The sequence below is a fragment of the Nonomuraea endophytica genome, from assembly GCF_014203235.1.
In the GTDB taxonomy this organism is placed as follows: Bacteria; Actinomycetota; Actinomycetes; order Streptosporangiales; family Streptosporangiaceae; genus Nonomuraea; species Nonomuraea endophytica.
The window spans coordinates 348,867-362,589 of sequence record NZ_JACHIN010000003.1 but is presented as its reverse complement, the minus strand read 5'-3'; the positions used below and the strand labels follow the sequence as shown (position 1 = coordinate 362,589).

General features: G+C 69.8%; 15 protein-coding genes. 9 read left to right on the top strand and 6 right to left on the bottom strand.

Annotation, left to right across the window (positions count from 1 at the left end; translation table 11 throughout):
* Positions 1 to 40: 40 nt before the first annotated feature.
* Complete coding sequence (locus HNR40_RS13575; protein WP_184960957.1) at positions 41 to 940, top strand: choline kinase family protein; 900 nt, start codon at positions 41 to 43, stop codon at positions 938 to 940.
* A 175-nt stretch (positions 941 to 1,115) separates the two neighbouring features.
* The gene (locus HNR40_RS13570) at positions 1,116 to 1,703 is read left to right on the top strand and encodes a DUF4126 domain-containing protein (RefSeq protein WP_184960955.1); all 588 of its coding nucleotides are present in this window, start codon (positions 1,116 to 1,118) and stop codon (positions 1,701 to 1,703) included.
* Here HNR40_RS13570 and HNR40_RS13565 read toward each other — a convergent pair.
* From HNR40_RS13565 to HNR40_RS13555, 3 genes are all read right to left on the bottom strand, one after another.
* On the bottom strand, positions 1,692 to 2,486 hold the full coding sequence (locus HNR40_RS13565) for an alpha/beta fold hydrolase (protein ID WP_184960953.1): 795 nt from the start codon (positions 2,484 to 2,486) through the stop codon (positions 1,692 to 1,694). The two genes, HNR40_RS13570 and HNR40_RS13565, sit on opposite strands and share 12 nt — an antisense overlap.
* A gap of 8 nt (positions 2,487 to 2,494) precedes the next feature.
* Positions 2,495 to 3,415, bottom strand: a complete 921-nt coding sequence (gene lipP1 / locus HNR40_RS13560) for a LipP1 family hormone-sensitive lipase (RefSeq protein ID WP_312896330.1) — start codon at positions 3,413 to 3,415, stop codon at positions 2,495 to 2,497.
* Between the two features lie 229 nt (positions 3,416 to 3,644).
* Positions 3,645 to 4,445 (bottom strand): SDR family oxidoreductase, encoded by an 801-nt coding sequence (locus HNR40_RS13555; RefSeq protein ID WP_184960951.1) that lies wholly within the window; start codon positions 4,443 to 4,445, stop codon positions 3,645 to 3,647.
* A 219-nt stretch (positions 4,446 to 4,664) separates the two neighbouring features.
* Here HNR40_RS13555 and HNR40_RS13550 point away from each other — a divergent pair, with 219 nt between their 5' ends.
* From HNR40_RS13550 to HNR40_RS13525, 6 genes are all read left to right on the top strand, one after another.
* Positions 4,665 to 5,276 carry a hypothetical protein gene (locus tag HNR40_RS13550; RefSeq protein WP_312896329.1) on the top strand — a complete coding sequence of 204 codons (612 nt, stop codon included), beginning with the start codon at positions 4,665 to 4,667 and terminating at the stop codon, positions 5,274 to 5,276.
* Between the two features lie 57 nt (positions 5,277 to 5,333).
* Positions 5,334 to 5,918: a Uma2 family endonuclease gene (locus HNR40_RS13545; protein WP_312896328.1), complete on the top strand. Its 585-nt coding sequence runs from the start codon at positions 5,334 to 5,336 to the stop codon at positions 5,916 to 5,918.
* A gap of 145 nt (positions 5,919 to 6,063) precedes the next feature.
* On the top strand, positions 6,064 to 6,510 hold the full coding sequence (locus tag HNR40_RS13540) for an RlpA-like double-psi beta-barrel domain-containing protein (RefSeq protein ID WP_184960947.1): 447 nt from the start codon (positions 6,064 to 6,066) through the stop codon (positions 6,508 to 6,510).
* An 11-nt stretch (positions 6,511 to 6,521) separates the two neighbouring features.
* A complete protein-coding gene (locus HNR40_RS13535) occupies positions 6,522 to 7,118 on the top strand; it encodes a cell wall protein (protein ID WP_184960946.1) in 597 nt (198 codons plus the stop codon).
* Positions 7,119 to 7,127: 9 nt separating this feature from the next.
* Positions 7,128 to 7,910 carry a MauE/DoxX family redox-associated membrane protein gene (locus HNR40_RS13530; protein ID WP_184960944.1) on the top strand — a complete coding sequence of 261 codons (783 nt, stop codon included), beginning with the start codon at positions 7,128 to 7,130 and terminating at the stop codon, positions 7,908 to 7,910.
* 7 nt (positions 7,911 to 7,917) lie between these two features.
* Complete coding sequence (locus HNR40_RS13525; protein WP_184960942.1) at positions 7,918 to 8,541, top strand: class I SAM-dependent methyltransferase; 624 nt, start codon at positions 7,918 to 7,920, stop codon at positions 8,539 to 8,541.
* Between the two features lie 8 nt (positions 8,542 to 8,549).
* On the opposite strand, the gene HNR40_RS57175 is transcribed toward HNR40_RS13525, so the two are convergent.
* A complete protein-coding gene (locus HNR40_RS57175) occupies positions 8,550 to 9,425 on the bottom strand; it encodes a serine protein kinase RIO (protein WP_184960940.1) in 876 nt (291 codons plus the stop codon).
* Positions 9,426 to 9,623: 198 nt separating this feature from the next.
* On the opposite strand from HNR40_RS57175, the gene HNR40_RS13515 reads away from it, so the two are divergent.
* Positions 9,624 to 10,166, top strand: a complete 543-nt coding sequence (locus tag HNR40_RS13515) for a hypothetical protein (RefSeq protein ID WP_184960938.1) — start codon at positions 9,624 to 9,626, stop codon at positions 10,164 to 10,166.
* Here the strand turns inward: HNR40_RS13515 and HNR40_RS13510 are convergent.
* The gene (locus HNR40_RS13510; RefSeq protein ID WP_184960936.1) at positions 10,150 to 10,914 is read right to left on the bottom strand and encodes a hypothetical protein; all 765 of its coding nucleotides are present in this window, start codon (positions 10,912 to 10,914) and stop codon (positions 10,150 to 10,152) included. The genes HNR40_RS13515 and HNR40_RS13510 overlap by 17 nt on opposite strands.
* Before the next feature lie 699 nt (positions 10,915 to 11,613).
* The gene (gene uvrB, locus HNR40_RS13505; protein ID WP_221340302.1) at positions 11,614 to 13,722 is read right to left on the bottom strand and encodes an excinuclease ABC subunit UvrB; all 2,109 of its coding nucleotides are present in this window, start codon (positions 13,720 to 13,722) and stop codon (positions 11,614 to 11,616) included.
* Position 13,723: the final 1 nt, after the last annotated feature.

The following is a 13,723-nucleotide window of genomic DNA, read 5'->3' as shown; positions in this document are numbered from 1 at the left end:
GTGCTAGCATCGCCGGTCAATCTTGACGAGGAGAGCGCCCATGGATGAGGTTCTCGACCGCATTCCCCTGCTGGCGGGCCTGCCGCGTACCGTCGAAGAGCTTCCCGGGGGGCTCACCAACCGCAACTACAAGGTGAGCGTGCCCGGCGCGGCGTACGTGGTCAGGGTGCCGGCCAGCGAGGGCGGGCTGCTGGGCATCGACAGGGACGCCGAGCACGCCAACTCGATCGCGGCCGAGCGGGCGGGGGTCGGGGCGCCGGTCCACGCCTATCTGCGGGAGCTCGGGGTGCTGGTGGTGGGGTACCTGCCGGGGCGTACGTTCACCGAGGCGGACCTGCGAGACTCGGCGAACCTGCCGAGGGTGGCGGAGGCGTGCCAGAGGCTGCACACCGGGCCACGATTCTCCCGGGACTTCGACATGTTCGAGATCCAGAAGGGGTACCTGAAGATCGTCCAATCCCGAAATTTCCGCCTCCCTGCGAAATATCGGGATTTCGAGCCTCAAGTGGGGCAGATCCGTGAGGCGTTGAAGGTCCAGGACGAGGGGACCGTCCCCTGCAACAACGATCTCCTGCCCGGCAACTTCATCGACGACGGCGAACGCCTGTGGCTGATCGACTACGAGTACTCGGGCAACAACGACGCCTGCTTCGAGCTGGGCAACATCTGGAGCGAGTCCGACCTGTCGCTGGAGCAGCTCGAGGAGCTCGTCACCGCCTACTACGGCCGCCGCCTGCGCAACCGCATCGCGCGGGCGCGGCTGCTCGGCCTCATGTCCAAGTACGGCTGGACGCTCTGGGCCGCCATCCAGGACGGCGCCAACGAGTCCATCGACTTCGACTTCTGGTCGTGGGGCATGGAGAAGTACGAGCGCGCGATGGCCGAGTTCACCGGCCCCGCCCTGCCCGTCCTCCTCGACGAGGCCACCCGGCCCGACTGACAGCCCGACGACCTCGGCACCCGGCAGCCTGCTGGTGATCTCCTCTATCGCCGGGCACGCCCTGTCCGGCGACGCCCGCCTCGCCGAGGAGCCGGAACCCCTGATCGACCTGCGGATGCACCGGGGCGTGGCCGAGGTGACCTGAGGTTGGGGGCGGGCGGGCTAGGTTGGTGTCATGTTCGCCACGCTCACCGGCCTGGGTCTGTCGACGGCCGCCGGGCTCAACGCCTACATCCCGCTGCTCGTGGTAGGGGTGCTGGCCAACTTCACCGACCGCGTGAAGCTGCCCGACGGCTACGCGTGGCTGTCGAACTGGGGCGTGCTGGCGGTGATCGCCGTGCTGCTGCTGGCCGAGGTGGTGCTCGACAAGATCCCGGCTGTGGACAGCATCAACGACATGATCCAGACGGCGGTCCGTCCGGCCTCGGGCGGCGTGGTGTTCAGCGCCACCTCGGCCGCGGCCGAGCTCGACAACTCCACCTGGCTCACCGAGAACCCGTGGCTCAGCTGGGTGCTCGGCATCCTGGTGGCGCTGGCCGTACACACGCTGAAAGCCACGGCCCGCCCGGTCGTCAACGTCGGCACCGGCGGGGTCGGCGCGCCCGTGATGAGCACGGTCGAGGACGCGGGCTCGCTCGGCGTGAGCCTCGTGGCGATCTTCATCCCGCTGCTGGTGATCGTCCTGCTCATCGGGCTGGCGTTGCTCGCGTGGTGGGTGATCAGAAAGGTACGGCGCCGCCGCCGCGACCGCTCACCCGGCTAGCCAGCCGAGCACGAGCGCGACGAAGTCGTCGGGCCGTTCCTCGTGCAGGCGGTGGCTGGCGCCCTCCCAGACGACGACCTTCGAGTCCGGGTGCTTGAGCAGGCCTTCCTCCCAGGCCGCCTGGTTCGGGTCGAACCACAGCGACAGCACCGGGCAGTCCCTTCGCGCCAGGTAGGCGTCTGAGGCGGGCCGTACGCCGATCGAGTCCTCCCGCGCGAACATCGCCTCGAACGCCTGGGCCAGCACGTGCGGCGGCATCCCGTACAGGCGGCGCCGGTGCCAGCGGCGGATGACGGCCGGGGTGCGCCGGTTCGTGCACCAGCGGTCGATCTCGACGGCCGCCTCGTGCGCGTGTTCCGAGCGCAGGGCGGCGATCGTCTGGGGGAACATCCCGGCCACCTCGGGCGCGATGCCGTACCCCGGATCGATCGCGACCAGCCGCTCGACCAGGTCAGGGTGCTCGACTGCGAGGATGGAGACGACCTGCCCGCCCATCGAGTGGCCGATCGCGACGACCTTCGCGACGCCGAGCGCGCCCAGCAGCGCGGCGAGGTCCCCGGCCATGCGGCGGGGCGTGTTGTCCTCGGCGGGCACGGAGGAGTAGCCGTGGCCGCGCAGGTCGACGGCGATCACGCGGCGCTCGGCGGCCAGGGCGTCGAGGTGCCAGGACCACTGGTGCGAGTCGGCGCCCCAGCCGTGCACCAGGAGCAACGGCGTCGCCTCCCCGCCGCCGTCGTCGGTGTAGAAGAGCCGGACGTTCTCCGCGACCTGCGCGTACGGCATGTGCCTCCCTACCTCAGGCCTTCGCGCAGCGCCGAGCAGGCGTGCTCGGAGGCCGACTTGGCGGCCTGCAGGAAGTCGTCCAGGCCGAAGAAGCCGTGGAACATGCCCTCGAACCGCATCGTCCGCGCCTCGACACCGGCCGCGCGCAGCTTCTCGGCGTAGGCCTCGCCCTCGTCGCGCAGCGGGTCGTGCTCGGCGGTGATCACCATGGCGGGCGGCAGCCCGTGCGCGTCGGCCCTGATGGGCGAACAGTACGGCTCGGCCCGGCGGGCCAGGTCCGGCTGGTAGTTGTCCCAGTACCACCGCATATGCGCATTGGTCAGGAAATATCCCTCACCGTTCTCGTCGTGCGACGGCGCGTCCATCGCCGCGTCGGTCACCGGATACACCAGCAACTGGAACCGGATCGGCGGCCCCAGCCCCGTGTCCCGCGCCTTGAGACAGGTGACGGCGGCCAGGTTCCCGCCCGCGCTGTCCCCGGCCACCGCGATCCGCCCCGCGTCCCCGCCCAGCTCGGCGGCATGCTCGTAGGCCCAGACAGTCGCCGCATAGGCGTCCTCCACAGCGGCCGGATAAGGATGCTCGGGCGCGAGCCGATAGTCCACCGACACCACGATCGCCCGCGCACCCGCACAGAGCGTCCGGCAGACGCCGTCGTGGGTGTCGAGCGTGCACAGCGTGAAACCGCCGCCGTGGAAGTACACGACCACGGGATGCGGCCCGTCCCCCTCGGGCCAGTAGACCCGCACGGGCACCTCACCCGCCATCCGATCCTCAACCCCGCCCACCGGGTACGGCTCCGCCGCCATCGCGGGCGCCTGGGCCAGGATGCGCCGGGCTTCGGCGGCGTCGAACACCTCGGTGCCGATCTTCGGAAAGACATCGGTCAGCACGTCGATGACCACCCGCGTGCTCTCGTCAACGGCCACGCCGTACCTCCTCAACCCTCACCACAACCATCCCAGCCCGCTTCAAGGCCACCACCACAACCGGCCCCGCACCAGCCCCGCCCCAGAGCCACCACCCCGCCCGCACCCGCCCACACCAGGGCCACCACCGCGCCCGTCACCACGCCAGACCCCTCGGACGATCACGGAGGCGGGCCCTTCACCACGTCAGCCCCTTCGGAACCCGCGACCACGCAGCCCTTCACCCACATCAGGCCGCCGGCGATGTCGTGGACGTCGGCGGGGGTGGGGGTGCGGTGGGTGGTGTGGGGATGGGGGGCCCGGCGAGGAGGGCGACCTCTCCGGCGGTCCAGCCGCCGTCCACGGCGAGTTCGGCGCCGGTGATGTAGGAGGCCGCGTCCGACAGCAGGAATGTGATGGCCTCGGCCACCTCCTCGGGCGCGCCCCACCGCCCGCTGGCCGCCAGCGGGAACGCGCCGTCCTCCAGCGTGGCCCCGAACTGCTCGGTCATCGGCGTGACGATCATCCCGGGATGCACGGAGTTGACCCGGATCCGGGCAGCCGCGAACTCCAGCGCCGCGATCTTGGTCAGCCCGCGCACGCCCCACTTGGAGGCGCCGTAGCCGGAGGTGCCGGGTAGCGCGAACAGTCCCGCCACCGACGACAGGTTGACGATGGCGCCGCCGCCCGCCGCCCGGATGGGTCCGACGGCGGCGCGCAGGCCGAGGAAGACCCCGGTCAGGTTGACCTTCAGCACCCGCTCGAAGTCGTCCAGCGCCGTCTGCTCGATCGGCTGGGAGGAGACGACCCCGGCGTTGTTCACCAGGCCGTGGAAGGGGCCGGTCTCGTCCACGACTCGGGCCCAGTCGGCCTCGCTGGTGACGTCGTGGGGCAGGAATCGGCCGCCGATTTCCTTGGCGGTAGCCGTACCCTCCTCGGCGAGAACGTCCGTGACGACCACGCTCGCGCCCGCGGCTGCGCAGCGACGGGCGGTGGCGGCGCCCATGCCGCGCGCTCCCCCGGTGACGACGACGACCTTCCCGTCGAGCATGCGCGGCTCCTCCAGAGGCCCGGACAATGGACGCACTGAACCACAGGCCCCTGACACAATCAAGAGCTTGCTCGGTTTTCTGTCCTGTGCCGAATCCGCTCCGGATGGAACTACCCGAGCCCCGTCCGGCGTTGGTCACAGCGATAAGAACGCAGCGGAACGCGATCTGGCTGAGCCTCATGCCGGCCGATTCGGCGGACTATGCTCAGTGCACGGGAGGTGCCTCCGATCGAAACGATCTTCGCGATTCTGCTGGTCGTTTTCCTGCTGTTCCTGGTGCTCGGCGGGGTGGCGATCTTTTTCATGGTCAAGCTGGGCAAGAAGGCGGCCAAATCCGCCAAGAAGGCGACGACCCGGCTCAGCGCCCACGTCAACGCGATGGGCACCGGCGAGGCGGCCGAGATCGAGCGCCTGCGCCTCGACCTGCGCCGTGAGGTCGGGCTGACCCGCCAGGCGATCGACCAGGCCCACGCGTCGGGCTGGGGCCTGGGCGACCTGCCCCACCTGATGGCCGAGCTGGCCAAGCAGGCCGAGGTCCAGGACCAGCAGCTGGGCATCTACGCCCAGCAGTTGCGCATCTCCTCGGTCGTCGACCACGTCACCGCCGAACGCCTGCGCGAACACCAGGCCAAGCTCACGGCCATGTGCGCCCGCATCCGCGCCGACCTCATGCGCACACAGGTGCAACACGCCTCGGGCGGCATCGACGACCTCTCCTCCCGCACCGACCTGGAGATCGAGGCCCGCCGCCCGGCCCCCTTCAGCGATCCCCTGGACGAGATCGACGATCTCTACCGCAAGACCATCCAGAACCGCCAAGAGCCATCCTGAACCAACGCTGTGTGACATCATGATTGCGTCGCGTAAACGCTCCAGAGGAGGTGGGCCGTGACCACCGCACTCCCCGAATGGTTCTACCCAGGACCCCGGGACGGCTGGACCGCCGACATGCTCGATCATCTCCCTCCCGACGCGCCCAAGCACGTCGAGCTGATCGATGGGTCACTCCACATGATGTCGCCGCAGACCAACTTCCACGCCTACGTGGTCAACCTTTTGATCGACCGAGCCTCGGGCATCAGACCGCCGCACCACCTGGCAGTGGCACGCGAGATGACCGTGACACTGGGCAAGCGGCAACGCCCCGAGGCCGACGTCATGGTGGTGTCGCGAGCGGCCGCATTGCAGCCGCAGCGGACGTCCTACTCGCCCGAAGAGGTCCTGCTGATCGTGGAGGTCGTCTCCAAGGAGTCCGAGGAGCGGGACCGGACCACCAAGCCGAGCAAATACGCCGACGCCGGAATCAGGTTCTTCTGGCGCGTCGAAGAGGAAGACGGCGCAGCGATCGCCTACACCTTCGAGCTGGAACCGGCCGTGAAGGCCTATGTCCCCACCGGCATCCATCGCGGCAAGCTGAGCACCAACATCGGCTTCGACGTCGAGATCGATCTCGACTACACCAAGCTCATCTGAAGCACACCTCACGGCGGTCCCCATCGGGGCCGCCGTATTTTTGGGCGTTGACGAAACTTCCTTACATGCTATTGATAGATCGAGTCGGAAAGTTTCAACGCAGCGCTGCACCGCCTCCCCCATCCACCCCCCAAGGAGGACGCGCATGGTGCGCAGCACGCCCACTGACCCCATCGACTTACTCGGCCCGGTCCAAGGCGAAGTCTCCTGGTTCTGTTGCGGGAACGCCTGGGGACCCTGCAGTTCCACCGGCAAGGGTGCCTGCGGCACCTGCAACTCGGGGAGCCTGCAGCACGCCTGGCCCAACACCTCCGACGCCTGCTGGAACATCACCCGTCCCGACCGGTGCGGCGACGCCCTGTCCCGCCGGACCTGCGGGTTCCGCCACCGGACCACGTCCCTGTGCGGCGGCGGCAGCATCGTCACCACCATCGCCGACTGCGGCCCGCAGACCGACCTGTTCTGCGGTGAGCGCAGCTGCTGCGGCGCCACCTGCGCCAGCAACCGGCTGATCGACCTCACCCCGGCGGCGTATTCCAGGATCGCCAGCCTGTCCACGGGCCTGCGCCCGTGCGAGATCTCGACCGGCTGAGGGAGCTGAGCATGACCACACGCAGGCAGATGCTCAAATCCGCGCTCCTGGGCAGCGGCGCCACGGTCGTGGCCGCCACCGCGATGGGTTCGCTCGGCCCCGAGGCGGCCTTCGCCGCCGCTCCGGATCAGCCGGAACCCGGTGTCCTCGACCCCGACTTCGCCGAAGGCCGCATCCGGTCCATCAAGGACAACACCCTGATGGTGCTCGGCTCGAACATGGTCTTCCACCAGATCAGGGTCGTCGACGGGACGAGCCTCTGGAAGCTCGGCCCGGTCGGCTTCGACCAGGCCAGGCCCGGCGACGGCCTCTACGCGAGAGGCGTCCGCATGCCCGACGGCATGCTCGCCGCCGAGTCGGTATGGCTGAACATCGTCAACATCAAGGGCCATGTCAGGAACATCACCAACGAGAAGATCCACCTCGACCACAACGGCAAGGACGTGCTCTGCCACGTCGTGCCCGGCAGGTCCGTGGCCGTCCACTCCGACGCGCCGCCGTCGGCCGACCTGTCGCTCCTGCGCGTCGGCCAGCACGTCCAGATCATGGGCGCCTGGCGGCCTGACACCAACGAAGTCGACATCGCCACCGTCTTCTCCCCGCACTAGGAGCGTGTGATGCAAGGGATCGCCGCGCTGCAGCCTTACGTGATCGCCGCCTTCCTGCTCTGGGCGGCCCTGATGAAACTGCTCAGCCGCCGGATGCGGTCGCAGGCCGGGCGGACGGCGCTGGCCCGGTTGTTCGGCCCGGCGCGCGCGGTCCCTCTGCTCCGTCTGGTGGCGGTGGCCGAGCTCGCGGTGGCGGGCGTCCTGCTCGCGCCGCCGTCCTCCCCCTGGGACGGTACGGCCGCCGCCGTCCTGTCCACCGGCTTCCTCGCCTACCTGGCCTACTCCGCGCGGGCCGTACCCGATTCGTCCTGCGGCTGCCTGGGCGCCCACGGCCGGCCGGTCGAGTGGCGTTCGTTCGCCCGCGCCGGGCTGCTGCTGGCCTTGAGCGTGCTGGCGGTGACGGCCGGGCCGTACCCGATCGAGCCGCTCGCGGTCGTGATCGCCGCCGCCGAGGTCCTCGCCCTGCTGGCCCTCTCGCCCGAGCTCGACCGTCACTGGCTGACGCCGTCACGGCAGCTTCTGGTACGGCTGACGCGTCCGCTGGCCGTCCGCGAGCCGGAACTGATCCCGCTGGAGACGTCGCTACGACTGCTTTACCGCAGCCCCGCCTATTGCACGGCCGCCGCCCACCTGTCCTCGGACATCCAGGACTTCTGGGATGAGGACGGGCTGCGGTATGCGAGTTATGCGGCGCGGGGCCGTACCGCCGTCTTCTCCATCCCCCTGTACGGCGGCGCCCCCGCGGACGTGCGCGTCGCCCTCGTCGAAGAACCCGCCCTCCGGGTGATGTGATGGAGGGGTGGACGTCAAGCACCCGATCTTCGCCCGCTTCTACATCCGGCTGAGCCACGCCATGGAGCGCGGCGGCATGCGCGAGAAACGCCAGGCGCTGCTCGCCCCGCTCCACGGCCGCGTGCTGGAGATCGGCGCGGGCAACGGCATGAACTTCCGCCACTACCCGCGCGAGGTCACCCAGGTGCTCGCCGTCGAACCCGAACCCCGCCTGCGCGCGGCCGCCCGGCAGGCCGCCAAGGAGGCGCCGGTGCCCGTCGAGGTCGTCGACGGGCCGGCCGAGCGGCTGCCCGTGGGCGACGGGGAGTTCGACGGCGTGCTGTCGTGCCTGGTGTTGTGCTCGGTGCGCGACCAGGCCGCGGCGCTGCGCGAGGTGCGCCGCGTGCTGGCGCCCGGCGGTCAGTTCCGGTTCCTGGAGCACGTACGCGCCGACACCGCCGGGATCCGGCGGGCCCAGCGGGTCATCGACGCGACCGTGGGCCCGCACCTGCTCGGCGGCTGCCACTGTGGGCGGGACACGGTCGCGGGCGTGGAGCGCGCCGGGTTGCGGCTGGGGCGGCTGGACCGGTTCCTGTTCCCCGGCGGGCGCACGCCGTGGGCGTTCCACGTCATGGGCACCGCCTCCCACTGAGTGCCCGTTCAGTTCACCCGGGCCTCCGCGCGCAGGAGGGCGGCCAGCCCGTCGGGGTCGGCCTGGGGCAGGCCCTTTCCGGCGAACCAGGTGGCCACGTTGCGGGCGTCCCGGTCCAGGAACTCGGGCCCGGCCGGGTGGGAGATCACGTCCACGATCTGGGGCAGGTCGATGATGACCAGGCGGCCCTCGTGGACCAGGATGTTGTACGGCGACAGGTCACCGTGGGCCAGGCCTTCGTGCGCCAGCCGTACCATCGCGTCGACGAGCTGCTCCCAGAGGCCGGGCAGGTCGTCCGAGACGTTGGCCAGGCGCGGCGCCGCGTAGCCGTCGGGCGTGCCGATGAACTCCTCCAGCACCTCCGTCCCCACGATCTGAACCGGGTAGGGAACCGGCAGCCCCAGCTCGAACAGCCGGGTCAGCGCCGCGAACTCCGCGCCCGCCCACTGCCCGGCGATCACCTGCTTGCCGAACGCCGTGCGCCCCGCCATGGCCCGCGACATGCGGCTGTCGCGCATGCGGCGCCCCTCCAGGTAGCCCGCGTCGCGGTGGAAGAGCCGGTGCTCGCCCGAGCGGTAGCGCTTGGCGGCCAGCAAACACTGCCGGTCGGTGCCGGGCACGCCGCGCGAGATGAGGTGCACGTCGGCTTCCTTGCCGGTCTTGAGCACGCCCAGCTCGGTGTCGACCGCGGCCAGCTCGGTGACCAGCCATCCGGGGTACGGCCGCGGCCCACGCTCGGTCGGCACACTGAGATCCCAGGTGGACCAGCGATCCCCCGCGGGCGGCCCGTCTTCGGCGGCTTCGTCGCGGTAATTGTTCTCAAGCCACTCGATGTCATCGGCGTCGAGGGCGTTCTTGCCACGCTTGCGATACTGCTTCGGCACGGTGAAAGGCTCCAGAGTGAAGGCCCACCGGCGCGGCGATCAGGTCAGCGGCTGACCGGTGGAGAGGTCTGAGGACGCGGAAAAAGGCACGCGGAACACATTCGCCATCGTCTCGACCTCCTCCCTCTCGAAGCTCCGACGAGTATGCCCACCCCGCCGACGACCCGCAACCGATTTAACCCTCGCTACGCTGGGCGGATGCACCGGTGCCCGCAATGCGGCTGTTTCGAGTACGGCGGCGCCCCCGCGTGCGCCCGCTGCGGCGACCTTCTGGACACCCTCGTGGAGGACGGCTACCAGGCCTTCCTCGCGGAGCAGGCCCTGCCCGACGACCCGGACCTCGCCGAGATGATCGTCAGCGAGATCAAGCCCTACGAGTGGCGCGTCGTGGACGCCGCCTTCGACCGCCTGACCTGCGCCGACTGCGGCAGCCGCCGGGGCAGGGGCCCGGCCGGGTGCCCGCCGTGCGACCTGGACGAGGGCTTCCGCTACTCGGCCAGAGAACCCGACCGCCCCGGCGTGCCGCCGCTGAACGAGCACGCGGTCCGCGTGGGCGCCGCCGTGCTGCGCAACGCGCACCGGCACGGCGAGAGGGCCCTGCTGAGCTGGCGCCTCGGCTTCCCGCTGGTGCTGGCCGGCGGGATGTTCACCACCGCCCAGGCCCAGAACCTGCGCGCCCGCATCAACAAGGGCGCCGGCTACGACGAACTGGCCCCGTGGGTGGCTACCAGACTCCGATGAAGACGTCCTCGGCGGTGGCGGCGGTCAGGGCACGCCGCATCCACTCCCGCACGATCGACTGGCGGCGGCAGGAGTCGATGGCCTCGTCCTGAACCTGGTCCACCTTGAGCCCTCGGTGCTCCAGCAGCCACCGCAACGTCTCCCGCCGCCCATACCAGCGCCCCGCCTCCCAGAAGGGGCCGGTGACCGCGTTCTCGATCAGCAGGTAGCGCTCGCCCATGATCAGGTTCTCCAGCCCGGCCCGGTCCTGGGCGGAAAGCCGGGAGCTCAAATACGAGTAGTAGTGGGCGCCACGCTCATCCCTCAACACCAGCAGCGCCTTGGCCACACACGCACGAACGTCAGGATCGCCACTGGCGATCGCCCAGAGCGTGGCCAGTTCGGGCGACTCCGCGATCTTCTCCAGCGCATACCACCGCCGCAGGTCACGCGGCCCCACCACCACGGTCTCCAGCCCATGCCGGAACTGGTCGGCCACCTCTTCGTCAAAACAGACGACCATCAGCAGCCCTCTGTCATCCGCCCGCCCCGCGCCCAACGCCAGCGGAAACCGCAGACACACATTGATCCGCCCGCCGTTGGCCGCCGTGACCTCCACAATCGGCGCCTCCGGCTCATCCACCACAAGCCGCGCATCCCGATACCCGGTCGGCAGCCCACCCTGAGCCACTGACATCAACTCCAGGACGAGACTCGGATGCCGCCTGACCATCTCCAAGGGCATCTCGTACACCTGCGGTCCGGACACGGCGGACTCCTTTCAAAGGGTGACCGCCAGATTACGCTGTGTTTACCGTGACCGCTGGGGCAATCGATTCTTGTTATGACCCAACTCCGCCACAGCCCCCATCCCCACACCCCCAAAGCCAGCCAAACCCCCACAGATCACCCCCACATCCACATGCGGCAAGCCCACCCTGACCGACGCTCTCGTCCTGCCGCTGAGGCAACCACCCTCAACCCGCCGATCACCCCGCCCGCGTTCCCCAGCCGTAACCACACGGGGAGCGCGAAGGTTCCCCCTAACCCCAGGGGTGTGGGGACGGGTCAGTTCACCGTCCGGGTGCCGTGCCCACGCCGGACAGCAGCCCCCGCTGCCGGGTGAAAGCCAGCAGCGCTGGTCGCCCGGTGGAGCCGACCCGGGCACCGGGCAGACGCGAGGCAGGCCTGGTCGCCGATGGCAAGCCCCGCTCGGGGGACGCGGGTGCAGTGGCGTAGGCACCGAGCCACAGTCCGGACCCGACGGACGCCACGCAAGGCCACCCCAGCGCCCCCTGCCTCGACGTGACGGCCCGCAGCCCACCAACCACCCAGCGCGCCTCACCGAGCCGCAACCACGCGGGGAGCGCGAGGGTTCTCCCTCGCCCGGGGTGTGGGGCGGAGCCCCGCTGTCACAGCCCCGAGCGACAGCGAGGGACCATGCCCCCAAGGGCGAGGGACCACGCCGTTACTTGACGCCCGCCTCCCGCATGTCACGCAGCTCCCGCTTCAGCTCCTTGATCTCGTCGCGAAGCCGGGCAGCGACCTCGAACTGCAGGTCCGCCGCCGACTGGTGCATCTGCTCGGTCAGCGACTCGATGAGCGACTCCATCTGCGCACGCGGCATCTCCCCCGCGATCGCCTTGGCGTGCTGCCCGGCCGCCTTCGTCGCGAACCCGGGCACGGGCGCCTTGCCGCGCGACTGCTGGCGGCCGCTGCCCATGAGCTGCTCGGTGTCGGCGTCCTCGCGCTGCAGCGAGTCGAGGATGTCGGCGATCTTCTTGCGGAGCGGCTGGGGGTCGATGCCCCTGGCCTCGTTGTACGCGATCTGCTTGGCCCGGCGCCGGTTGGTCTCGTCGATCGCCCGCTCCATCGAGGGGGTGATCTTGTCGGCGTACATGTGGACCTGGCCGGAGACGTTTCTGGCGGCGCGGCCGATGGTCTGGATGAGGGAGGTCTCCGAGCGCAGGAAGCCTTCCTTGTCGGCGTCGAGGATGGCCACCAGGGACACCTCGGGCAGGTCGAGGCCCTCGCGCAGCAGGTTGATGCCGACCAGGACGTCGAACTCGCCGCTGCGCAGCTCGCGCAGGAGCTCGATCCGGCGCAGGGTGTCGACCTCGCTGTGCAGGTAGCGGACGCGGATGCCCAGCTCCAGCAGGTAGTCGGTGAGGTCTTCCGACATCTTCTTGGTGAGCGTGGTGACCAGGACGCGCTCGTCGCGGTCGGCCCGCTCGCGGATCTCGTGGACCAGGTCGTCGATCTGGCCCTTGGTGGGCTTGACCACGACCTCGGGGTCGACCAGGCCGGTCGGGCGGATGACCTGCTCGACGACGTCGCCCTTGACCCGGCCCAGCTCGTAGGAGCCGGGCGTGGCCGACAGGTAGACGGTCTGGCCGATGCGCTCCAGGAACTCCTCCCACTTCAGCGGGCGGTTGTCCAGGGCCGAGGGCAGGCGGAAGCCGTGGTCGACCAGGGTGCGCTTGCGGGAGGCGTCGCCTTCGTACATGGCGCCGATCTGCGGGACCGTCTGGTGGGACTCGTCCAGGACCAGGAGGAAGTCCTCGGGGAAGTAGTCGAGCAGGGTGTTGGGGGCGCTGCCCGCCTCGCGGCCGTCCATGTGGCGCGAGTAGTTCTCGATGCCGGAGCAGGTGCCGATCTGGCGCATCATCTCGATGTCGTAGGTGGTGCGCATGCGCAGGCGCTGGGCCTCCAGGAGCTTGCCCTGGCCCTCCAGCTCCGCCAGGCGGCCGGTCAGCTCGGCCTCGATCCCGGCCACGGCCTTGGCCATGCGCTCCTCACCCGCCACGTAGTGGGAGGCGGGGAAGATGTAGAGCTCGTCGTCCTCGGTGATGACCTCGCCGGTCAGCGGGTGCATCGTAGCGAGCTTCTCGACCTCGTCGCCGAACATCTCGATGCGTACGGCCAGCTCCTCGTACTTCGGGATGATCTCGATCGTGTCGCCCCTGACCCGGAACGTGCCACGGGTGAAGGCCAGGTCGTTGCGCGTGTACTGCATGTCGACCAGGCGGCGCAGGAGCTGGTCGCGCTCGACCTCCATGCCGACCTTGAGCCTGGCCATGCGGTCGACATATTCCTGCGGCGTGCCCAGGCCGTAGATGCACGAGACGGAGGCGACCACGACGGTGTCGCGGCGGGTGAGCAGCGAGTTCGTCGCCGAGTGGCGCAGCCGCTCCACCTCGTCGTTGATCGAGGAGTCCTTCTCGATGTAGGTGTCGCTCTGCGGGACGTATGCCTCGGGCTGGTAGTAGTCGTAGTAGGAGACGAAATATTCGACCGCGTTGTTGGGCAGCATCTCGCGCAGCTCGTTGGCGAACTGCGCGGCCAGGGTCTTGTTGGGCTGCATGACCAGCGTCGGCCGCTGGAGCCGCTCGATGAGCCAGGCGATGGAGGCGGTCTTGCCGGTGCCCGTGGCGCCCAGCAGCACGTTGTCCTTCTCACCGGCCGTGACGCGGCGCTCCAGCTCGGCGATGGCCGTGGGCTGGTCGCCCGAGGGAGTCATCTCGGTGATCACCTCGAAGGGCGCCACCTTGCGCTGCAAATCTGTGACCGGTCGCATG